The sequence below is a fragment of the Flavobacterium sp. LM5 genome (assembly GCF_002017945.1).
In the GTDB taxonomy this organism is placed as follows: Bacteria; Bacteroidota; Bacteroidia; order Flavobacteriales; family Flavobacteriaceae; genus Flavobacterium; species Flavobacterium succinicans.
The window spans coordinates 64,822-87,930 of the sequence record NZ_MUFX01000006.1; the positions used below are offsets into that span (position 1 = coordinate 64,822).

General features: G+C 35.8%; 14 protein-coding genes. 9 read left to right on the forward strand and 5 right to left on the reverse strand.

Annotation, left to right across the window (positions count from 1 at the left end; all coding sequences use genetic code 11):
* Positions 1 to 42 precede the first annotated feature (42 nt).
* From BXU11_RS15455 to BXU11_RS15470, 4 genes are all read right to left on the reverse strand, one after another.
* Complete coding sequence (locus BXU11_RS15455) at positions 43 to 2,334, reverse strand: glycoside hydrolase family 65 protein (protein WP_078213196.1); 2,292 nt, start codon at positions 2,332 to 2,334, stop codon at positions 43 to 45.
* Positions 2,335 to 2,396: 62 nt separating this feature from the next.
* On the reverse strand, positions 2,397 to 3,056 hold the full coding sequence (gene pgmB / locus BXU11_RS15460; protein ID WP_078213197.1) for a beta-phosphoglucomutase: 660 nt from the start codon (positions 3,054 to 3,056) through the stop codon (positions 2,397 to 2,399).
* A gap of 108 nt (positions 3,057 to 3,164) precedes the next feature.
* Positions 3,165 to 4,493, reverse strand: a complete 1,329-nt coding sequence (locus tag BXU11_RS15465) for an MFS transporter (RefSeq protein ID WP_078213198.1) — start codon at positions 4,491 to 4,493, stop codon at positions 3,165 to 3,167.
* Positions 4,494 to 5,180: 687 nt separating this feature from the next.
* Positions 5,181 to 6,203: a LacI family DNA-binding transcriptional regulator gene (locus tag BXU11_RS15470; RefSeq protein WP_078213199.1), complete on the reverse strand. Its 1,023-nt coding sequence runs from the start codon at positions 6,201 to 6,203 to the stop codon at positions 5,181 to 5,183.
* Positions 6,204 to 6,459: 256 nt separating this feature from the next.
* Between BXU11_RS15470 and BXU11_RS18140 the strand changes: the two genes are divergently transcribed.
* Genes BXU11_RS18140 through BXU11_RS15485 form a run of 5 tightly spaced genes read left to right on the forward strand, consistent with a single transcriptional unit; the run spans position 6,460 to position 12,087 of the window.
* Positions 6,460 to 7,863, forward strand: coding sequence for a SusC/RagA family TonB-linked outer membrane protein (locus tag BXU11_RS18140; RefSeq protein WP_223253748.1), 1,404 nt, complete (start codon positions 6,460 to 6,462; stop codon positions 7,861 to 7,863).
* Positions 7,836 to 9,401, forward strand: a complete 1,566-nt coding sequence (locus BXU11_RS18145; RefSeq protein ID WP_223253749.1) for a TonB-dependent receptor domain-containing protein — start codon at positions 7,836 to 7,838, stop codon at positions 9,399 to 9,401. The genes BXU11_RS18140 and BXU11_RS18145 overlap by 28 nt, the downstream gene beginning before the upstream one ends.
* Positions 9,402 to 9,417: 16 nt before the next feature.
* A complete protein-coding gene (locus tag BXU11_RS18150) occupies positions 9,418 to 9,933 on the forward strand; it encodes a hypothetical protein (RefSeq protein ID WP_223253750.1) in 516 nt (171 codons plus the stop codon).
* 23 nt (positions 9,934 to 9,956) lie between these two features.
* On the forward strand, positions 9,957 to 11,009 hold the full coding sequence (locus BXU11_RS15480) for a RagB/SusD family nutrient uptake outer membrane protein (RefSeq protein WP_255373953.1): 1,053 nt from the start codon (positions 9,957 to 9,959) through the stop codon (positions 11,007 to 11,009).
* 22 nt (positions 11,010 to 11,031) lie between these two features.
* A complete protein-coding gene (locus BXU11_RS15485) occupies positions 11,032 to 12,087 on the forward strand; it encodes a SusE domain-containing protein (RefSeq protein WP_078213200.1) in 1,056 nt (351 codons plus the stop codon).
* Positions 12,088 to 12,317: 230 nt separating this feature from the next.
* On the opposite strand, the gene BXU11_RS15490 is transcribed toward BXU11_RS15485, so the two are convergent.
* Complete coding sequence (locus tag BXU11_RS15490) at positions 12,318 to 13,766, reverse strand: IS1182 family transposase (RefSeq protein WP_078213201.1); 1,449 nt, start codon at positions 13,764 to 13,766, stop codon at positions 12,318 to 12,320.
* Positions 13,767 to 14,369: 603 nt separating this feature from the next.
* Here BXU11_RS15490 and BXU11_RS15495 point away from each other — a divergent pair.
* The 4 genes from BXU11_RS15495 (at position 14,370) to BXU11_RS15510 (ending at position 23,093) form a co-directional block, all read left to right on the forward strand.
* Complete coding sequence (locus BXU11_RS15495) at positions 14,370 to 17,450, forward strand: TonB-dependent receptor (RefSeq protein ID WP_078213202.1); 3,081 nt, start codon at positions 14,370 to 14,372, stop codon at positions 17,448 to 17,450.
* 15 nt (positions 17,451 to 17,465) lie between these two features.
* Positions 17,466 to 19,037 (forward strand): RagB/SusD family nutrient uptake outer membrane protein, encoded by a 1,572-nt coding sequence (locus tag BXU11_RS15500; protein ID WP_078213203.1) that lies wholly within the window; start codon positions 17,466 to 17,468, stop codon positions 19,035 to 19,037.
* 21 nt (positions 19,038 to 19,058) lie between these two features.
* Entirely contained in the window at positions 19,059 to 20,156 is a 1,098-nt protein-coding gene (locus tag BXU11_RS15505) for a SusE domain-containing protein (RefSeq protein ID WP_078213204.1), read from the forward strand.
* Between the two features lie 72 nt (positions 20,157 to 20,228).
* Positions 20,229 to 23,093, forward strand: coding sequence for an alpha-amylase family glycosyl hydrolase (locus BXU11_RS15510; protein ID WP_078213205.1), 2,865 nt, complete (start codon positions 20,229 to 20,231; stop codon positions 23,091 to 23,093).
* Positions 23,094 to 23,109: the final 16 nt, after the last annotated feature.

Below are 23,109 nucleotides of genomic sequence, written 5' to 3' on the forward strand. Positions count from 1 at the left end.
AAAGATTACTTTGAAAGGGTTATTGTTATTAGCTGAATTGAATTAGTTGGGTTGAACCACCACTTCTTTTCCGTTGACAAATACGGTCAATGCTTTGTCACCTTCTAATGAAAATTTGGTTTCATTATGTGTGACTTCCATTTTAAGTATTTGGTGTCTAAAGTTAATTTTAAAGGAATATCCTTCCCATTCTTTAGGGATTTTTGGAGCGAAGTGTAACGCGTTATCTTTAACACGCATTCCACCAAAACCTTCTACGATACTCATCCAAGTACCCGCCATAGAGGTAATGTGGCATCCTTCTTCTACTTCTTTGTTGTAATCATCTAAATCCAAACGAGACGTTCTTAAGTAGAAAGCATAAGCCATATCCATTTTGTCTAGTTTTGCTGCTTGGATCGAGTGAACACAAGGAGAAAGTGAACTTTCGTGTACCGTGAAAGATTCATAGAATTCAAAGTTCTTTCTTAATTCTTCGGTTGTAAAATCATCTTCGAAGAAATAGAAACCTTGTAACACATCGGCTTGTTTGATGTAAGGCGAACGCAATACTCTATCCCAAGACCATTTTTGGTTGATCGGACGTTGTGAGCGGTCTAAATCTTTTACTGGAACTAAATCTTTGTCTAAGAAGCCATCTTGTTGCAAGTAAATCCCTAATTCTTCTGATTTTGGGAAATACATATTGCCAGAAACTTTTTTCCAATCTTGTAATTCTGCATCGGCTAGATTTACTTTTTCAATCACACGTTTGTGGTCTGATGGATATTCAGTAGCTACTTTTTGGATTTGTTCGTAAGCATAATCAATACACCATTTGGCAATATAATTGGTGTAGAAATTATTGTTGATGTTGTTCTCGTACTCATTAGGTCCAGTTACACCCAAAATCATGTATTGATTTTTGTGGGTAGAGAACGAAGCTCTTTGGTGCCAGAAACGAGCAATACCAATTAATACTTCTAATCCTTTTTCTGGAATATACGAGTAATCTCCGGTGTAACGGTAGTAGTTATAAATGGCGAAGGCAATAGCTCCATTACGGTGAATTTCTTCATGGGTAATTTCCCATTCGTTGTGGCACTCTTCTCCGTTCATGGTAACCATTGGATACAAGGCAGCACCGTTTTTGAATCCTAAATTATCTTTAGCATTTTCGATGGCTTTGTCCAATTGGTTGTAACGATACGTTAACAAGTTACGCGCCACTTCTTGGTCTTTGGTCGCCATATAAAATGGAATACAATAGGCTTCAGTATCCCAATAAGTTGATCCACCGTATTTTTCTCCAGTAAATCCTTTTGGACCAATGTTTAATCTAGAATCTTTACCTAAGTAGGTTTGATTCAATTGGAAAATATTGAAACGAATGCCTTGTTGTGCTTTTACATCGCCAGCAATGGTAATGTCTGACATTTCCCAAATTTTGGCCCAAGCCTCAATTTGTTCTAGTAACAAAGCATCATATCCTTTGGCTACAGCGGCTTGAATTACTTTTTCTGCTGCTGCTTGTGTATTGTCGTGATTTAATGAAACGGTATAACCACCAATTTTTTGAATAGCGGATACTTCCCCTTTGGCTACTAAAGTTTCGTAGGTGTATTGTACTTTATCTGTAGTAGATTCAACAGAAGAAGCAGAGATTTGAGAAGGTACACCGTTAATTAAAATGGTGTTGTGCATAAAAGTGGTTACTTTAAAATGCGTTTTGAACGTTTGAGCAGTTACAAAAGCTTCGTTAGTTGCTTTTTTTACTTCTAACGGTTCCCAAAATTTTTCTTCCCAGTTGGTGTCTTCGTTGGTAACACCTGCATCAATGTAGGGTTGGTAAACAATTTTTGCATCTTTGTTTAATGGTGTTATTTCGTAATTGATAACACCAGCTTCGTCAAGATTTAAACTTAAAAAACGACGCACATTTACCGCGATTGCTGTACCATTGGCTAATGTAGCTTCGAAAGATCGGTTATACCAACCTTCCTTCATGTTTAATTCTCTTTTGAAGTTTTTTACTTCGGTACAAGTAAATAAATCAAAATTTTCACCGTTGATGGCTATGTTGATTCCGATCCAATTAGGTGCATTCAAAACCTTTGCAAAATATTTTGGATACCCATTTTTCCACCATCCCACTTTGGTTTTGTCGGGATAGTAAATTCCTGCAATATAGCTTCCTTGAAAAGTCGGGCCAGAGTAATTTTCTTCAAAATTAGCTCGTTGTCCCATGGCGCCATTTCCAATACTGAAAAGACTTTCTGATGATTTTACTCTTTCTACATCAAAATCTTCTTCAATGATGGACCAATTGTCGGGTTTTATATAATCTTGGTTCATTTTTTTAATTTTTATTGTTCTTTTGAAATGTTATTGGGATCTTTTTTGGGGGCAAAAAGTGTTTATTTGTTGATTAATTCATTTAAGAAATCCTCACTAATAAAGGTGAAGTCTTTGAAATTATGGTGCGCTTCGTGCAGCACACTTTGTTCTCCAATACCAATACTGGTCATGTTACCAATATTAGCAGCTTGTACGCCAGCCACTGAATCTTCGAATACAAAAGCGTGAATTGGCTCTACCTGCAGTTGTTGTGCGGCAATTAAAAATACTTCAGGATCCGGTTTGGCGTTAGAGACATCATTACCATCTACAATAGCATCAAAATAGGAAAGGATTCCTGTTTTTTCTAAAATAGGTCTGGCGTTTTTACTAGCAGATCCTAAGGCAATACCTTGATTGTTTTCTTTCAAGAAATTTATAACGTCTAGTACTCCAGGAAGAATTTCTGTTTGATCCATATCTACTAAATAGGAAAGATATTCATCGTTTTTTTGCACTAACCATTGGTCTTTTTGTGCTTGTGAAGCTTCTATTTTTCCTAAATCTAGGATAATATCTAGCGATCGCACTCGGCTAACTCCTTTTAATAATTCATTGTGTTCGTGTGTGAATTCAATATTTAAACTGTCTGCAATTTGCTTCCAAGCTAAATAATGGTATTTTGCGGTATCTACAATTACCCCATCTAAATCGAATATAAATCCTTTTTTCTTTTTCATTTTAATTGTATTGGTGGCTATCTCTGTACTATATTGTTTTAGCGCTGAAATATCAGCGTTCTAATTTTATTTTATTTCAAAATTCAAAGCCGTTCACTTTGTGGCTTCTTATTGATTTGTTGTTTTCTCTTTAATGAAAACAACACCTAATCCGGCAATCAACATGGAGCATCCTGCTATGACAATAATCGCCATCGGAAATCCTCCAAAGAGTGCGATTAGTGTACTTCCTAAAAGGCCTGCGGCAATTTGTGGTAGTGTGATTGTGGCATTGAATAAGCCCATGTAAACCCCCATTTTGTCGGCAGGAAGTGATCCTGATAACATGGCATACGGCATGGCTAAAATTGCAGCCCATGCTAGTCCAACTCCAACCATTGATACTAATAATAGGTTTTTGTCTTCGATTAAGAACATGGATATTAATCCTAAACCTCCTAAAAGTAACGAGAAGGAATAGGTTTTTTTACGGCCAATAGTTTTTGCTATAGAAGGCATCAATAAAGAGTAAATAGCGGCTACGGCACTGTAAAAGGCAAATAAAACACCGGTCCAATCTCCAGCTTCATTAAATCCGATGGATTTGGCATCAAGGGCATCTGGTCCCCATACTTGATTAGCAATGGCTCTTGTGGTATACACCCACATTAAAAAGAGGGCGAACCAAGAAAAGAATTGTACAAATCCTAACTGCCAAAAGATTTTTGGAGCAGTTGTGATTAATTTTAGAATGCTAGTTTTTTCTTTTTTTACTTCGGCATCCAAATCGATTTTGTTGTAAAGAGCATGTTCTTTAGGAGCATATTCTTTGGTTCTGAAAACCGTCCAAAGTACGCTAACCAACAATATTCCTCCTCCGATGTAAAAGGACCAAATTACGGATTCGGCCACTTTTTCGCCTGCGGCTGGAACATTAGAGATGCCAGATTGGGTCAAAATCCAAGGGAGTAATGAACCAAATACTGCACCAAAGTTGATTAAAGCACTTTGCAGTGAATAGCCTAAATTGCGTTGGTCGTCATTGACCATATCGCCTACTAAGGCTCTAAAAGGTTGCATGGTCACATTAAAGGAAGTGTCCATTAAAAGCAACATTAAACCACCAAAGAAAAGCGGCGGTAAGAGGTAAGCAAAATACTCAGCATTAGGCATAAAAAACATAGCTAGTGCTGATACGATTGCTCCGAAAAAAATAAATGGAATTCGTCTGCCCAATCGGGTCCAAGTTTTATCGCTTGAAAGTCCAATAATTGGTTGTACTATTAGTCCCGCTAATGGGGCTGCTAGCCAAAAATAGCCAATACTGTGAACATCAGCGCCAAGAGCTTCTAAAATTCTACTAGTATTTCCGTTTTGTAGAGAGTATCCAATTTGTACACCTAAAAATCCAAAGCTTAGATTCCAAATTTGCCAGAAACTTAATTTTGGTTTTTCCATATGATCTATTTTTAAAAGTTAAATACTATAAATATGCTATAGTGATTTTTTTATGTCTAATGCTGATAAAAACGAATTCTTATAAATGATGAGTCCACTCAAGCATTAAGAAAGGGGGTTTAGCAATTTGTGTATTTAATGTAGGGCTATGTTTTTAAAAGAACAACAAAAAATTAGGAGCTAATTATGTTGAAGAATAAAAAATCTGGATTGCATTAAAATAAGTTTCGCTAAAAGATTCTTTGTGCTTTGGCGTTTTGTTTCTTTGTAAAATAAAGATACAGAGAAAATTACAAAATAAAGAATAGTTTGTTTTTGCTTGTATAAGCTTGGTTTTGTTGGGAGTTCACCATTTACATCAAAAAATTAAATTGAGAGGTATGGAGAGATGCCAGTAAACTTTACTTAAAGTTCGAAGTAAAAGAAAAAGTTTTGACTAGTGTAAATATATAAAATATTCACGTTAGGAAGTATTAGGTTGAAGAATAAATTGTACTCCAACGTTTTTTGTTGATAAATTGGTTTTGTTTAGTGCTTTTTTCTAAACAATAATCAATATGTTTTGAAAGAGAAGGGATTGGGTGAGAGTAGTCTTGTTGTGATGATTAACACCGTCCCGAATTAGGATAAGTTCTGCCAATTTGGGACGGTGTTAATTAAATCTATAATTTTAACAAATTCGATTTGTTAAGTTGATTCTCTTTCTATTAAATGAGTTTCAATAATTTCGGTGGCGTAAATTTCCTCTTCCGATTCTTGATCTTCCGATTCAAGACGTTGAATTAATATTTCGGCGGCACGTCTTCCCATTTTCTTGCCACTTTGACTTACGGTGCTAATGGTAGGTGTTGAATATTTTGAGATAATTCCATCAGTAAAGGCTATAATTGCTAGGTCATTTGGGATGTTTAAGCCCATTTTATTAGCCGTTTTCAAAATAGTTACGGCAAAAAGCTCGTTTACTGCAAAAACCGCATCAATGGCCTTGTCTTCAAGTAGCTTGCTGATGATAATACCGCAAGTGTCTACATCTTCAATTTTAATAATTAAATTTTCATCAAAAGGAATGTTGTAGTCTTTAAGTGCATTGGTGTATCCGTCAGTTCTCAGTTTGCCTACGCTTACATAATCTACTGTGGTGACTAAGGCTATTTTTTTTCGCCCTTGTTTAATTAGATGTTCTACAGCTTCATAGGCCGCTTTTTTGTCGTCAATAATTACTTTATCGCAAAGTACCTCGTCGGTAATTCTATCGAACATAACTACTGGCATACCTTGGTCTATTACTTCAGTAATATGATGGAAATCTTTTTTGAATTGCGTTTCTTTAGATAAGGACATGATAAATCCATCGGTGCTACCGTGGGCCAAAAGTTCCATATTCATGACTTCTTTATCAAAAGATTCGTCTGACAAGCAAATGATAACGCTGTATCCTTTTTCGTTGGCGACTTGTTCAATACCATTAATAACTGTAGAGAAAAAGTAATGTACGATTTCAGGGATAATGATCCCAATGGTTTTTGTGCGTCTGTTTTTTAAGCTTAGTGCAATATTATTAGGCCTGTAATTGTAAAATTTGGCAAAAGCTTGCACTTTCAACCTCGTTTCTTCACCAATTTCTAAACTGTTACGGAGTGACTTTGAAACAGTTGAGATAGAAACATCTAATTCTTTTGCGATTTGTTTTAAAGTGACCTTTTTTTTCATTCTTTGTTTTTTTTAAAAAATGCAGTATTCGTTATGTATGCTTATTTTTTTTGATTTTCATCAATTTTAAGATATAATTAATAAATAAAACGCAAAGTTTTCAACACTATCACGTTTTAGTTGGCTTATATGGCTTGCAGTTTGCTTATCTGATATTTATCATATCAGTCGCATTAATGTTACGTTAATTTTGGGCCTCGAAGTAGAGGAAAAGTGGAACTAAAACCAAAATTAAAAATTAATTTAAACAAAAAGTATGAAAACAATTTATAAAAAGTTGTTATTTTTATTGTTACTCCTGCCTTTCAGCATGCTGGCTCAGCAAGCTGTTTCTGGAACTGTTGTTGAAAAAGCAACAGGCCTACCTATTCCAGGAGCCAATGTAAATATACAAGGAGCTGCAAATGGTGTTTCTGCCGATTTTGATGGTAAATATAAACTATCCAACGTAAAAAAAGGGGATAAAATTGTATTTTCTTATATAGGATTGAGAAACGTTGTACTTACTTATGACGGACAAGCAACACTTAATGCCTCGTTAGAAGAAGATACTAACGAATTAAAAGAAGTAGTCATAAACGTTGGGTACGGTTCTGTTAAGAAGAAAGATGCTACGGGGTCTGTGGCCGTATTAAGTACTAAAGACTTTAATAAAGGCCCAGTTGCTTCAGCAGATCAAATGATTCAAGGGAAAGTGGCTGGTTTGCAAATTACCAATGGTGGTGGTTCTCCTGGAGAAGGTGCTACGATCAGAATTCGTTCAGGATCTTCTTTGAATGCTCAAAACGACCCTTTATATGTTATTGATGGTGTACCAGTAGCTGCTGGTGGAGTTTCTGGTTCAAGAAACCCTTTGGCAACGATCAACCAAAACAACATTGAGTCGATTACAGTATTGAAAGACGCTTCTGCTACTGCGATCTACGGTTCTAGAGCTTCTAATGGGGTAATCATCATTACGACCAAAAAAGGTAAAAAAGGAGACATGAAAGTAAATTACAATGCTACTTTCCAAGTATCTGAAATTACTAAGACGGTAGATGCTTTGTCTTCGAATCAATTTAGAGATTTAGTAAATTCTAAAGGTAATGCGTCACAAATTGCACTTATGGGTGATGCGGATACTGATTGGCAAAAGGAAATCTTCAGAACGGCTTTAGGTACAGATCACAACATTGCGATGAGTGGTGGTACAGATAATATTTCCTATAGAGCCTCTGTGGGTTATGCAAACATGAATGGTATTTTGGTACGAGATAACATGGAGCGTTCCACTATTTCGGCTTCTCTTGTTGGTGATTTCTTTGATAAACATTTGAAAGTTCAAGTAAATAGTAATACTTCTATCATTAACAGTGATTTTAGTAATAGAGGAGCCATTGGGTCAGCTGTTCGTTTTGATCCTACGCAATCGATAAAGAACCCTGATGGTACTTACTTCCAATGGTATTCGTCACCGACTCAAATCAACACTTTGGCAGGAAAAAATCCAGTTTCATTAATTGAACAACAAAATAATTATGGTACTTCTTACAGAAGTATTGGTAACATTCAATTCGATTATAAATTGCATTTCTTCCCAGAATTGAAAGCGGTAGCAAACTTTGGTTATGACGAAATGAGTGGTCGTTCTTGGGTAATACAAGCGCCGATTTCCTAAATGGATTAGCAGGTTCTGGATTCAATAATTCTTATTTAAATACTTCTAAGAGAAACAATAAATTAATGGACTTGTATTTTAACTACAATAAGTTGGTAGAGTCTATTAATACACAATTTGATGTAACAGGTGGTTATTCTTATCAAGATTTTAGAGACGATAATGATGGTTATTCTATCAATTTTGGTAATAATCAAGAGAATACGCCAAACGTTAGAGTACCATCTAGGGTAAACCTACAATCATTCTTTGCTAGAGCGAACTTCACCATTGCTGATAAGTATATTTTGACAGCTTCTTTGAGAAGAGATGGTACTTCTCGTTTTACAGAAGAAAACCGTTGGGCTAATTTCCCTGCTTTTGCGGTAGCTTGGAAAATCAATGACGAGAATTTCCTTAAAGATGTAGAGGCGGTTTCTACGCTTAAATTAAGAGGAGGTTGGGGTATTACAGGACAACAAGATATTGGGGTAAGTTACCCATCTATCCCTTTGTACCGTGGTTCTAATCCACAAGCGCAATACCAGTTTGGGAATCAGTATTACCAAACATTTAGACCACAACCCTACAACAGTAACTTGAAGTGGGAGCAAACCACTACGGTGAATGCTGGTATTGATTTTGGATTCTTTAGTAATAGAATTACGGGTACTTTTGATGTATATCAAAGAGATACTAAAGACTTGTTGTTGTATACACAAAATCCTCCTTTCTTTGGGTTCTCTAACTTCGACAACTACAATGTTGGAGCTATTAGAAATAGAGGTATTGAAATTTCTGGTAATGTAATTCCAGTAAAAACGGAAAACTTTGAATGGTCTATTGGAGGAAACATTACGTTCCAAAATTCTGAAATCACAAAATTAGCTAGTGATTCTCCTAATTCTCCTGGATTTAATGTTGGAGGTTATGAAGGACCTACAGGAAACTTTATTCAAAATCACCAAGTAGGGTACGCTCCAAATTCTTTTTATGTGTATGAACAAGCGTATGGCGCTGATGGTAAGCCTTTAGATGGTGTATTTGTAGACAGAAATGGGGATGGAATTATTAATGGTCAAGATAAATACCGTTTTCACAAACCAGCTGCTGATGTATTTTATGGTTTTAACACTAGTGTAGTATATAAAAACTGGGATTTTGCTGCTACTTTCAGAGGGTCTTGGGGTAATTATAACTACAACAACGTAGATTCAAACAATGGAACTTTGGCTGGGGTGTTTATTAGAAACACTGACTTGTCTAATGCGGTGCATAATGTATTAGAAACAGGTTTTACCTCTAATGACACCAAACGTTATGAGTCTGATTATTACATTCAAGATGCTTCTTTCTTGAGATTAGACAACGTAAGTATTGGGTATACTTTTAATCAAAAACCAGATTCTGATACTTTGGTTAAATTATCTTTTGGTGCACAAAACGTTTTTATTATCACTGATTATACTGGAATTGATCCTGAGATTTCTGGTGGTATAGATAAAAACTTGTACCCAAGACCTCTTACTTTCACGTTGGGTTTAAACGTTAATTTCTAATTCAAATTAAAGAAAAATGAAAAAATCACTTAAAAAAATGGGATTATTGTTAGTGCTGATGGTGATGCTATTCCCATCTTGCACCAACGATTTAAATCAGTCCCCGATAGATGGTAGCGCTGATATAGATGCAGAGGAATTATTCAAAGATCCCGCTTCGTACAAGCAGTTTTTGGCTAAACTTTATGTAGGTTTGGCTACCACAGGTCAATCAGGTCCTGCTGGAAATGGCGATATATCTGGAATTGATGAAGGAACAAGTCAGTACATTAGAGGTTTATGGTTAATGCAAGAATTAACCACCGACTTAGCAGTAATTGCTTGGAATGATGATACAATTAAAGATTTTCACGCTCAAAGCTGGTCATCATTAGACACCTTTATTGCGGCAACCTTTTCTCGTTTCTCTTTTCAAATTGTGAACTGTAATGAGTTTTTACGTCAAACTACAGACGAGAAATTAGCCAGTAGAGGATTGATGCCGCTACTATTGCTGAGATTAAAACCTTTAGAGCAGAAGCACGTTTCCTAAGAGCCTTAACGTATTGGCATTTGGTGGATACTTTTGGAGGAGGGTCGATTGTGACTGAAAATTCACCTACTTCTTTTTATCTTCCAGAATATGCTAACAGAGCTGAGATCTATAAATTCATAGATGAAGAACTTACTGCTTTAACGGTAGAGTTGAAGGATCCTAAAACAAACGAATTGAATCGTGTAGACAAAGCAGCTGCTTGGATGTTGCATGCTAAATTATACATGAATGCAAAAGTGTACGTGGGTACTGAAAGATATGCAGAGGCTTTACCATTAATCAATAAAGTAATTGCTTCTGGGTACACTATTCATAACAATTATAAAGATTTGTTCTTGGCGGATAATGATAAAAATGGCGCACAAAATGAATTTATTTTTGCTATAGCTCATGATGGTTTAAATACAAAAACCTTTGGTGGTACTACTTTCTTAGCACATGCCTCTGTTGGTGGTTCTATGAAGCCTGAGAAGTATGGTATTAATAGTGGTTGGGCTGGTATTAGAACTACTTCAGCTTTTGTTAACAAATTTAACGGATCAACTGGTGATGTAAGAGGAGATTTCTACACCGACGGACAAAACAAAGAGATCAAAGATCTTGGTGCTTTTACTGATGGGTATGCCATTCAAAAGTTTAGTAATTTAACCAAAGCAGGAGTGCAAGGATCAGACAAGTCTGGTGACTTTGTAGATATTGATTTTCCAGTTTTCCGTTTGGCAGATGCTTATTTAATGTATGCTGAATGTAACCTAAGAGGTGCTGGTGGAAGTAATTCAACTGCTTTAAACTATGTAAATGCATTGAGAACACGTGCAAAAGCTCCTACTGTTTCACTTGGAGAACTTAATTTGGACTTCATTCTTGATGAAAGAGCTAAAGAGTTGCACTGGGAATGTCACCGTAGAACGGATTTGATTCGTTTTAATAAATTTACTGGTGGATCTTATTTATGGCCTTGGAAAGGTGGAATTGCTACCGGTACAGCTACTCCTTCTAACAGAAACATATTCCCAATTCCAGCTGGTTCTTTAGCCGCTAATCCCAAACTTCAACAAAATCCTGGATATTAATTAACTAATTAAAAAGAATACAATGAAAAATTTATCAAAAATATTTTTGTCTTTATTTACACTAGCTATTGCTTCTTGTAGTGTAGAGGACGTTCAAGATCGTCCAATTATTGAGGCTACTGATGCTCCAGTATTAACTGCTCCATCAACAGGAGCTATTTATGAAATAACACCAGCCAATTCGGGTCAACTTTTTGATCGTTTTACTTGGACTGCTGCTAACTTTGGAGGAGACGTTTTAGTTAAGTATGAGGTTGAACTTGCTAGTCTTGATGACAAAGCGTTTGCAAAACCGCAATTGGTTCAATCATCCAATAGCAATAATGTTGCCGTTACTGGAGAAAATTTGAACAAAGCAGCGATTGCTTTAGGAGTTACTCCATTTGTGTCAACATCAGTTTTGGCTCGTGTTAAAGCAGTAGTAGGAACACAATCTATCGGCTCTGAGCCAATTGAAATCGCAATTACTGCATTTAAAACAGCGCCACTTATCGCAGCTGTTGGAGATCACCAAGGTTGGGCAGATAAAGCGGGTGTGACTTTTCCATTCCAAATGAAACCTTCTGCAAAAGGGAATGCTGATTTTGAAGGCTACATTTATTTAAATGGAGGATTCAAATTACTTGAAGCAGATGATAATTTAGTATTCGATTTTAATAAAAATGTTGCTTACGGTAAATCAGCAGATGACGGAAAATTAGATGCTAAAGGAGGAAATTTAAGCGCTGCTGCAGGTTACTATTTAATTAAAGCAGATACTCAAAAATTAACGTATTCTACCACACTTACTAAATGGGGAGTTATTGGTGATGCAACTCCAGGAGAATGGGGTGCAGATACTGAGTTAACTTATGATCCTGTAAAATATGTTTGGACAGGCACTATAGTGTTGAAAGGAACGGGTAAATTAAAGTTTAGAGCCAATGGTGGTTGGGATATTAATTTTGGTTCTGATAAAGCTGATGGTATCGCAAACGCTGGTGGAGCGGATATTCCAACTCCAGGAGCTGGTACTTACAAAATTACTTTAGATTTAAGCCACTCAAGAGCTTATACTTATAAGTTAGAAAAACAATAGTTTTTGTAAATTCAATAAAAGGGCTGTCCAAAATGGGGAGGCCACTGAAAAACCTCGTCGAATTTGATAGGCATTGTTTTTAGACAATAAAAAAACGCTTATAATTGGAATTTTACCTTCCTTTTATAAGCGTTTTCTCTTTTTGATTAATTTTATTTGAGATTTTATTGTGGCTACATTTCGATTTATCTAAGTTCATTTTAGATGAATCTGGAAGTAGACTTGATTTGCTACATTAATTTCAGTATTCTTTTTAAATTGACTGTAAAAATAGCCATTGCACCCTGCATTTGCATATTGTCTATACCGTACGATAGTGCTCTGTCATAACCATGTACATTCTTTAACTCACTATTTTTAGCCTCTATCTTGTATCGATGTTTTGCTTTTTCCTTGTAATATTCTGTTTCTTGAAAATCTATTTGGTCTTGATGTAATTTTGATTTTATAGATACCGAATACGTTTTTGTTTTGGCTCCATCTTTATAGCAACCTTCTTTTAAAGGACAAGACTTGCATTTTTTGATATCAAAATAATAAGTATCTACTTGATTTGCCCCGACATCTTTGGTTCCCCCTCGTGCTTTTCGTATTGCCATACGTCCTGCTGGGCAAACAAACCTATCAGCATCTTTATTGTAGTCAAATTTATCTTCATCTTTTCTAAATCCTTGTGCTATCGATGGATTTAGTTTTGCTACTATTTTAATGTTTTGTTCACTTGTTATTTTTAGGTTTTCTTTTCCAGAATAAGCAGCATCGCCAATAATGGTGTCAACATCAATTCCGTTTTCTTGACTAATTTCTAAAAGTTTAGGCAATTCCGGTCCATCGCCTTTTTCTCCTGATGTAACTACGGCCGCTGTAATGATGCGTTCTTGGGTCATTGCCAAATGGGTCTTGTATCCAAAAAAGGAGCTCTCGGCAGATTTATGGCCTATTTTTGCATCGGTATCTTTTGATAGCGTTAAATTTTCTTGAGTATCTTCTAGGGTTTCTTTTAGCAGATTTAATTTTTCTTTCACAGCGGGTATTGAACTTATCGATGGCTCATTTTCGATACGTTTTCCTAAGTCTTTGCAATAAGCTAGTTCCTTTTCTAAATCATTATCGGTATTTTTTTCAGGCATACGTTCTTTGAATTGGTCGTCAAAGATGTATACTGTTTTTCGAAGAAGTTTTGAACGTTCTCTCAATACATCGATAGCTGAAAATGGATTGGATCTTGATAAAGTATGTGTGGCATCAACGATAATAGACCTCGAACGGATGATACCTTTTTCAATAGCGATGGCTACCGTTTTGTTTATCAATAGATTTAATAAATCGGTGTCTTTTAAACGCAGTCTTCTGAATTTTGTCAACGAACTAGAATTGATAACATCGTCTTCTGGATTCATGTCCAAAAAATATTTAAAGGACATATCGTAACGCGAACGCTCTACTACATCAACATCAGAAACGGTATAAATTGTTTTAAGAAGCAGATACTTGAACATACGAACAGGACTTTCTGCCATACGCCCATTATCGGCGCAGTATTTATTCAATAACTCGTCGTAAATAAAGGAAAAATCAATCAAATCATTGATCTTTCTTAAAATATTTTCCTTTGGAACGATTAAATCATACAATGTAGAATGCTCGCTGAATCGTATTGTTTGTTGCTGTACTAACACTTAAAAAATATTAAAATTACAGCTAAATATAATAAAAAAGGAGCAGGAAAGCTAAGCTTTCTACTCCTTTAATTATCGCTTTTATTCCTTAAAGTACTTTTTCAGTGGCCTCAAAATGGGCAGCCTTTTTTTTGGCCTAATACGAAGTCTATTGCTGAATCTGAGAATTACAGTTCTAGTATCAATTAAGTCTCTTGAAGGCGGCTGAAAATGCTTTGGAGCAGCATACTCTGTAGGCCTCCTTTTTTGTTAGTAAATGGCGTTTATTTGAGGTGAATGCTAGTGGGGTGTCTATGCTGTTACGTATTGATTTTAAAATAGTTGAGATGGGTGTCTGTTTTATTTGCTATTTGTATATAAACTCATTTTTTTCATTCTTCATTAAAAAAGGAATTCGTTATTAATGCTTGTTTTTTTTGATTTCTGGTAATTTTCAGACATGAATAATAAATAAAATATAAAGTTTTCAACACTATTACGTTTTCGTAAGGCTGTCTGATTTATGTCATGTCGATCGTATTAATATTCTGTTAATTTTGAAGTTCGAAGTAAAGAAAAGTTTAACAAAAAAAACCAAACCAATAATTAATTTAAACAAAAAGTATGAAAACAATTTATAAAAAGTTGTTATTTTTATTGTTACTCCTGCCTTTCAGCATGCTGGCTCAGAATGCTGTTACGGGAACCGTTCTTGAAAAAAGTACCGGTCAACCGATCCCAGGAGCCAATGTAAATGTACAAGGAGCGACAAATGGTGTTTCTACCGATTTTGATGGTAAATACAAACTAACCAATGTCAAAAAAGGGGATAAGATTGTGTTTTCTTTTATAGGGTTAAGAAACGTTACTGTAACTTATGATGGACAGGCTACCTTGAATGTTTCATTAGATGAAGATGCAAACGAATTGAAAGAAGTTGTAGTTCAAGTTGGGTACGGTTCTGTAAAGAAGAAAGACGCTACAGGATCTGTTGCTATACTTGGAGCTAAGGATTTCAATAAAGGCGCAATCGTTTCCGTGGATCAATTGTTATCTGGTAAAGCCGCCGGTGTACGTATCACAAACAATGGTGGACAGCCTGATTCTGCACCAAACATCAGGATTCGTGGGGGTGCTTCGTTAAGTGCTTCTAATGATCCGTTAATTATCATTGATGGTGTGCCAATTAGTAATGAAAACCCTGCAGGGGTTAGCAACCCATTATCATTGGTGAACCCAAATGATGTAGAAAGTTTCTCTATTCTTAAAGATGCATCTGCTACAGCTATCTATGGTGTACGTGCTTCGAACGGGGTAATTATCATTACTACTAAGAAAGGTACATCTGGAGCGCCTCAGTTCAATTATTCCTCAAACGTTTCCGTAGGGCAAGTTGGTAAGAAAATTAATGTTATGAATTCAAGTGATTTCTTGCGTTTTATTCAAGAATACCACCCAACAAGAACAAATGACTTAGGGATTGATGATCCAAGTAATACTTTAGTCGATAACCCAACTACTCCAGAAATTGAAGGGCGTATCATTGCCGATACTAATTGGCAAGATCAAGTATACAGAACAGCTATTTCTACAGATCATAACTTCAGTGCTAGAGCTAACTTGTACAACAGAATTCCTTTTAGAGCTTCTGTAGGGTACAATAAAACTCAAGGTCTTGTGAAAAACAATGATTTTGAAAGATACAGTTATTCCTTAAAAATGACTCCTAAATTTTTGGATGATAATTTGAAAGTTGATTTCAATGCTAAGGGAACCATTACTACCAAAAATTCTGTAGATGATGGTGGAGCTATTGGTGGAGCAGTGGCTATGGATCCAACAAAACCTATCTATGATAGCAATAGTATCTTTGGAGGATTTTACCAAAACACTCGTTTGAACAGTGGTAGAAATCAACTAGAAGGCGCAACGAATCCTTTAGCTTTGTTGGAGCAAAGAACTAGACCTGAAAAGGCGATCCGTTTCTTAGGAAATATTGAGTTTGACTACAAGATGCCTTTCTTAAAAGATTTGAGAGCGATTGTAAATTTAGGTTTAGACGCTTCAGAAGCTAGAATTAGAGAAGTGTATAGTGACAACGCTATTGCAACCTACAGATTTAACCAAGGTAAAGATCCATTAACCAATTACGTGTTCAATCCTGGAGAAAATTACTTGGAGAATCAGACTTCAACGAACCAAACTATGGATGCTTATTTAGCATACAACAAAAGCTTAACTGGTTTTGTGACTAAATTAGATATTCAAGGGGGGTATACTTACCAAAATTTCAAAATAGATGGTAATAAAGATATTTATCAATACAATATTGATTCAGGATTAAGAGAAATTCGTTTTGATGTTAACAATCCAAGTAATAGATATTACAATCCTTTAAACTTACAAGCATATTTTGCTAGAGCTAACTTTGATATTTTAGACAAATATTTGTTTACAGCTACTTTTAGAGCTGATGGATCTTCATTGTTCCAAAAAGATCAAAGATGGGGCTATTTCCCAGCAGTAGGTGCGGCTTGGAAAATTAAAGAGGAAACTTTTATCAAAGATTCTGAGTTTTTCCAAAATCTTAAATTGCGTTTGGGATGGGGTAAAACAGGACAACAAAATATTACAGGTTCCGTTGGGTATTATCCATCAAGGCCATTATTTGATATTGGGGATCCTAATAGTCAGTATTTACCTGGTTCACCAACCTATTCTGCAAGAGCATTCAATCCAAATGTTACATGGGAAAAAACAGACAATTACAACATAGGATTGGATTTCGAATTGTTTAAAAGTGGTTTGCTTTCAGGAGCTGTTGATTTTTATAAAAGAAACACCAATGACTTGTTAGCAGTAGTTCCGGTTCCTTCAGGACAAGGATTAACTAGTACTTTTATTGATAACGTAGGATCTATAGAAAGTAAAGGTTTTGAAGCTAATGTTGATGTGAAAGCGGTTCAAACAGAAGATTTTTCATTCACAATTGGAGGTAATATTGCCTATAACTACAGTGAAGTAACTAGTCTAAAAGGAATTACTCAAGTTCAAGCATCTGAAAGTGGATTGCCAACAGGGACTGGATTGTTTTTAGCGAATCATGCTGTAGGACAACAACCTTATTCTGCTTGGGTGTTCCAACAAATCTACGATGAAAGTGGAAAACCAATTCCTGGTGCTTTCAGAGATTTAAATGGAGATAACAAAATTGACAATGACGATAGATACTACAAAGCGTTAAGACCAAATTGGACGTATGGTTTTACTACTAATTTCAACTATAAAAACTGGGATTTAGTAGCTAACTTCAGAGGGCAAATAGGTGGGCAAGTGTACAACTCTAGATTGGTAACCACTGGTTTTACAGATAGAGCTACGCAAGGAACTTCAAGTGCGTTGAATAATGTACTTAATTTTTATGATGGATCAGCAGACCCTTTATACCAAAACTTTAATGGTAATGATACTTTTTCTGATTACTTGCTAGAAGATGCTACGTTTTTACGTTTAGACAACGTAACGTTAGGTTACAAGTTCAATAAATTTGTTCGTAGTTCATCATTAAGAGTATATGGATCTGTAAACAACGTGTTTGTATTGACTAAATACTCTGGACAAGATCCTGAGAACTTTAATGCAATTGATAATAACTTTTATCCAAGACCAAGAACGTATACGTTTGGTGTAAGTCTTGATTTTTAATTCCTTTTAAGAGATATGAAAAATTTAAAATTATGTTTAGTAGGATTAGGTTTAATGCTACTATCCCTTAATAGTTGTTCTGATGATCTTGATACTAAGCCGAAAGTAGAACTAGACCTAGAGCAATTGTTGCAAAGGGACCCTAATGCAATCAAAGGATTGGTGTCCAAAATTTACGGCGCTTTTGCATTATCTAGTTCTAAAGGAGCTGGAGAATCTGATTTAGGAGCAGGAGATAATGCAGGTGAATCACCATTTTTGAGAGGGATTGTTAACCTTCAGGAATTTACTGCCGATGGTATGAAAAACCGATGGGGAGATAATGGTTTAGATCAATTGACTACAACCTCAAACTGGGACGAGAATAATAAGTTCTTTAGATATTTATACAACCGTATTTATTTTGTAGTACCTCAATCTAATAATCTTTTAAGTGTACTAAACAATGTTACCGTACCAGATCAAGAATTGTACAGAAGCGAATTGCGTTTTTTACGTGCATTAGCTTACTATTATATGATAGATTGTTTTGGTAAAGGTGTAATTGCTACCGAAAATGATTTAGGTAGTGGAGTGCCTATCAAAGAGTCGACAAGGATAGAGATGTTTAACTATGTTGAAAAAGAGTTGTTAGAAATCGAGTCTATAATTCCTGTTAAAAACGAATATGGTAGAGCGAATAAATCAGCAGTAAGAATGCTTTTGGCTAAATTGTATTTGAATGCTCAGGTGTATACAGGAACTTCTAGATATAATGAAGCATTATCTTACTGTAATAAAATTATCACCGAAGGTGGATTTACATTGGCGCCTAATTATGTGAGCTTATTCTCTGGGGATAATGACAAAACTGCAGCAAAAAATGAAATTATCTATGCATTAATTGCAGATCCAATTGTAAGCCAAAGTTATGGTAATACTACTTATATCGTAAATGGTAATTTGAGTAATGTTACAATGCCGCTTACCACTTTTGGTGCGACTGATGGATGGCAAGGTCACCGTGCCACAGAAGCATGGTATGGTTTGTTTGGTAATTCAGCAACTGATCTTGCTAATGCCTCTGATGATAGAGCTAAATTATTTTGGACTACAGGTCATAATTTTGAAATGACTGATTATAGAGAATGGGCAGACGGTTATCCAAGTGTAAAATTTAGAAACACCAATTTCCAAGGGTCTACTGTCCCAACGTCATTCTCAAATACAGATTTCCCTCTTTACAGATTGGCTGATGTTTATTTAATGTACGCAGAATGTGTATTACGTGGAGCAACAGGTGGAAGCGCTACTCAAGCTTTAGAGTATGTAAACAAAGTTAGAACTCGTTCCAATGCTTCAACTATTACAGCTTCTAGTTTAACATTGAACTTCATTATTGATGAAAGAGCACGTGAATTAAATTTAGAAGGGCACAGAAGAACAGATTTGATTCGTTTTGGAAGATTTACAGGAGGAACGTATTTATGGCCTTGGAAAGGTGGATCTAAAGATGGAATTTCTATTCCAGATACATACAAATTGTTTCCAATTCCTTTAACGGCTCTTCAATCTAACCCTAATTTAACACAAAACCCAGGCTATTAATTTTTTAAAACCAAAAACAAAATGAAGAACATTTTTAAAACCACCATTTTTGCCTTCTTGCTTGCGGCATTAGGCTCTTGTGAAAATGATATTGAAGCGGTTGCAACCAAGCAATCAGGAGCTAAGCTTTTAACGCCAGCATCAGGAACTGAATTAGTGTTATTAGAAACCAATCAAGATAATATTGCTACTACGTTAGTATGGGATTACAGTGATTTTGGTATTGAAACTGCTGTTTCATATACTGTTGAAATTGCAAAAGCAGGAACGGACTTTAAAGAACCTATAGCAGCAGGTACTACAGCAGATCGTTTTTTATCTTGGACAGTTAAAGAATTGAATGATGTGTTGACTAAGGGAGGGTTTGCTCCAGCTGTTCAGTCGTCAATTGATGTTAGAATTATGGGACAGTTAGGAACATCTACTAACGCTATCAAACAATATTCTAATGTGATCACTTTAAAAGTTAAGCCTTACACAGGTCTTTTAGCTTATGACAAAACCGATTGGTTTTTAGTTGGAGATGCTACTGCTGCAGGTTGGAACAACAATAATGGTAATCAACCATTATTTAGAAATGGTACAAAGGCAAATCAATATAGCTTCACAGGTTATTTTAAAGCAGGTGCATTTAAATTAGTTTCTACTTTAGGACAATGGGCTCCAATGTATGGTGGTTCAGATGGTAATCTTGTAGCTAGACCGACAGAATCAGATGCTGATCCAGCATCTATTTCAGTTACAACCGCAGGATATTATACTTTTACAATCGATACAACAACTTTAAAGTATACCTTAACTCCTTATGATGCTAGTACAGCTAAGGTTTTTACTACTATTGGTATGATTGGTACTGCAACAGCAGGTGGATGGGATGCTGATCAAGATATGGTTAAGTCTACATTTGATCCTCATGTTTGGACCGTAAAAATTGATTTAACTAAAGGTGAAACTAAATTCAGAGCTGAAAATAAGTGGGATGATAGCTGGGGTAATGAAACAGCATTCTCTGCTATCGGTTCAAATGGAAAGAATATTCCAGTAGCTGGAAAATCAAAATTCATTGTGTATTTCAGTGACATTGACGGAAGTTATTCTATGATTCCAAATCAAAAATAATTTTAGTTCATTTATTAAAAAGGGTTGTCTCTAAGGCAGCCCTTTTTTCTTTAATCCAAACTTTAAATAATAATGAGAAAAAAATTACTTATACTAATGCTTTTGGTATGTTGGAGTGTTTTTTCACAGCAGCAAACAGCCACTCACACCATTAGTCCCGCCACTTTTGAAGAAACCACTTCGATTACTATTACTGTTGATGGGGCTAGTATCAACGAAGCGACTTGGGGAGTTACGGGAAATGCGCTATATATGTGGGCTTGGTCCTATGATAGCAATGATACTAATGAAAGGGATTGCCCAACCAATGGTACATGGACGAATTCTAACGAAGCCAATCGTTTTACTTACAATGCTGTATCGAATACTTATACGCTAACTTTTGTTCCTAATGTTTTTTTTAACCGTAATGGGCTTGGAAGAATAGGTTTTTTAATCAAGGCTAAAGACGGAACAGGTGACAAAAAATCGCAAAACATACTTGCTGAAGTAGGAACGTTTCAAGTTACTTTGAATACTCCGGCTCAAAACAGCACCACGATTTTATCTTCAGGAGGTAGCTTAAATATTACGGCAACCAATACCAATGGCAATGCTTCCTATACTTTAAAATCCAATGGCACTGTTCTTAATACAGCTGCTGCTACAGCAAGCTATTCCTTTAATCATGCCAATATTACTGGAAATCAAAACTATGAATTAGAAGTATTGCAAAGCACAACGACTATAGTAAAGAAGTTTTCTGTTGTCGTGAATCCATCCGTGGTTTCAGAAACGATCCCTGCTGGTTTAGTGGATGGTATCAACTATAATGCAAATGATGCTACTAAAGCTACTTTGGTGTTAGATGCACCTTTAAAAGATTTTGTATACGTAGCTGGTAGTTTCAACAACTGGCAACCTACAAATGCGTATGCTATGAAGAAGGATGCTACTGCTGGTTCTACCAAATTTTGGTTGGAATTGACGGGTCTTACTGCAGGGACCAATTATACTTATCAATATTGGGTAGGAAAAGAAGCTTCTTTAGCCAATTCACCAAAATTGGTCAAAACGGCCGATCCATATTCTACTTTGGTGCTTTCTCCTTTTGATGATGGTGGTATTCCATCGGCTTCTTTTCCAAATATTCCGGCATATCCAACAGGTCAAGAGCGTGAAGTGACTTGGTTCAAAACAGGTCAAGCTCCGTTTGCTTGGAGCCAAGCTACTACTAATTTTGAAAAACCAACCAAGGAAAAATTGGTAGTGTACGAAGTACTAGTTCGTGATTTTGATTCCAGAAGAAATTATCAGGATTTAATTGATAAAATAGATTATTTCAAAAATCTGAAAGTAAATGCCATTCAATTGATGCCTGTAATGGAATTTGAAGGTAATGAAAGTTGGGGGTACAACACTTCGTTTCATATGGCGTTGGATAAGTATTATGGTACTCCAGAAAAATTGAAAGAATTTATCGATTTGTGTCACCAAAATGGTATCGCTGTAATTTTAGATATTGCATTGAATCACGCTTTTGGTCGCAACCCAATGGTGCGTATGTGGATGAATGATCCTGAAAACGATGGATGGGGAACTCCAACAGTTGAAAACCCATATTTTAATACGGTAGCAAAACACAGTTACAGTGTAGGTGAAGATTTTAATCATCAGCTACCACGTACACAGAACTATGTAAAACGAGTAGTAGAACATTGGATCAAAGAATTTAAAATCGACGGTTTCCGTTGGGATTTAACCAAAGGATTTACTCAAAATGCGCAGGGATCAGATGCACAAACCGATGCGTATCAACAAGACCGTGTAGATGTTTTAAAAAAATATGCTGATTTTTCTTGGGCTACTGATCCTTCTCATTACGTGATTTTCGAGCACTTAGGGACAGATACTGAAGAAAAGGAATGGGCAAACTACAAGGATGGGATTATGCTTTGGGGTAAAATGACAGAACAGTACAACGAACTTTCTATGGGATGGCCTAATAAAAACATCTCAAGAATGAGCAGCGCAAGTCGTGGTTTTACCAAACAACGATTAATGGGCTATGCCGAAAGTCATGATGAAGAACGCTTGATGTACAAAAATTTACAGTTTGGTAATAGTACGAATGCTGCTCATAACGTAAAAACATTGAATGTTGCTTTATCTAGAATGTCTGCTATTGGCGCGGTATCTCTTTTGGTGCCTGGGCCAAAAATGATTTGGCATTTTGGTGAATTAGGTTGGGAATCTTCCATTTTTACTTGTAATAATGGAACAGTAAATGATCAATCGGCTACTATTGTTGGAGATTGTAAATTAGATACCAAACCACAACCACAATGGACAGGGAATTGGTTAGGGAATTCCGAGAGAAGTAAGATCTATAATGACTGGGCGAAAATGATTAGTTTAAAAATTAATGAGCCTGTTTTTTTAGGAGATGTGACTATTTCTAGTACTAATAGTGTAACGCCAAATATCAAAATTACCAATACAACATTAGCAAGTACAGCGCTTAAAGATGTCTTGATTGTGGCTAATTTTGGAGTAGTAGCAACTAGTGTTGCAACTGGTTTTCAATATACTGGTACTTGGTATGATTTGATGAATAATTCAGAGCTCAATGTGACCAATGTTAATCAAACAATTACATTGCAACCAGGAGAGTTTAAAATTCTAGGCAACAAAACCGCTACTTTAGCAATTGAAGATTATGAAAAAGAAGCTTCAATTAGATTGTATCCAAATCCAGCTTCCAACTATTTTACCTTAAGTACAGCTACTACTAAAGTTGAAATTTTCACGATTTCGGGCCAAAAAGTGAAGCAGTTTGAAGGTGCCGAAGCTGTGGATCAACAATTCTCAATTAGTGATTTGAACAAAGGGATGTATTTGGTTAAAGCACAAAATGCTGAAAAACAAACGCAGGTTTTAAAATTGATTAAAAACTAGTTGTAATCCCTACAAA

Bases quoted from the DNA above. Each gene is read 5' to 3' on its own strand.
- BXU11_RS15455 (WP_078213196.1), bottom strand. From the start codon at position 2,334: ATGAACCAAGATTATATAAAACCCGACAATTGGTCCATCATTGAAGAA.
- pgmB (WP_078213197.1), bottom strand. From the start codon at position 3,056: ATGAAAAAGAAAAAAGGATTTATATTCGATTTAGATGGGGTAATTGTA.
- BXU11_RS15465 (WP_078213198.1), bottom strand. From the start codon at position 4,493: ATGGAAAAACCAAAATTAAGTTTCTGGCAAATTTGGAATCTAAGCTTT.
- BXU11_RS15470 (WP_078213199.1), bottom strand. From the start codon at position 6,203: ATGAAAAAAAAGGTCACTTTAAAACAAATCGCAAAAGAATTAGATGTT.
- BXU11_RS18140 (WP_223253748.1), top strand. From the start codon at position 6,460: ATGAAAACAATTTATAAAAAGTTGTTATTTTTATTGTTACTCCTGCCT.
- BXU11_RS18150 (WP_223253750.1), top strand. From the start codon at position 9,418: ATGAAAAAATCACTTAAAAAAATGGGATTATTGTTAGTGCTGATGGTG.
- BXU11_RS15485 (WP_078213200.1), top strand. From the start codon at position 11,032: ATGAAAAATTTATCAAAAATATTTTTGTCTTTATTTACACTAGCTATT.
- BXU11_RS15495 (WP_078213202.1), top strand. From the start codon at position 14,370: ATGAAAACAATTTATAAAAAGTTGTTATTTTTATTGTTACTCCTGCCT.
- BXU11_RS15500 (WP_078213203.1), top strand. From the start codon at position 17,466: ATGAAAAATTTAAAATTATGTTTAGTAGGATTAGGTTTAATGCTACTA.
- BXU11_RS15505 (WP_078213204.1), top strand. From the start codon at position 19,059: ATGAAGAACATTTTTAAAACCACCATTTTTGCCTTCTTGCTTGCGGCA.
- BXU11_RS15510 (WP_078213205.1), top strand. From the start codon at position 20,229: ATGAGAAAAAAATTACTTATACTAATGCTTTTGGTATGTTGGAGTGTT.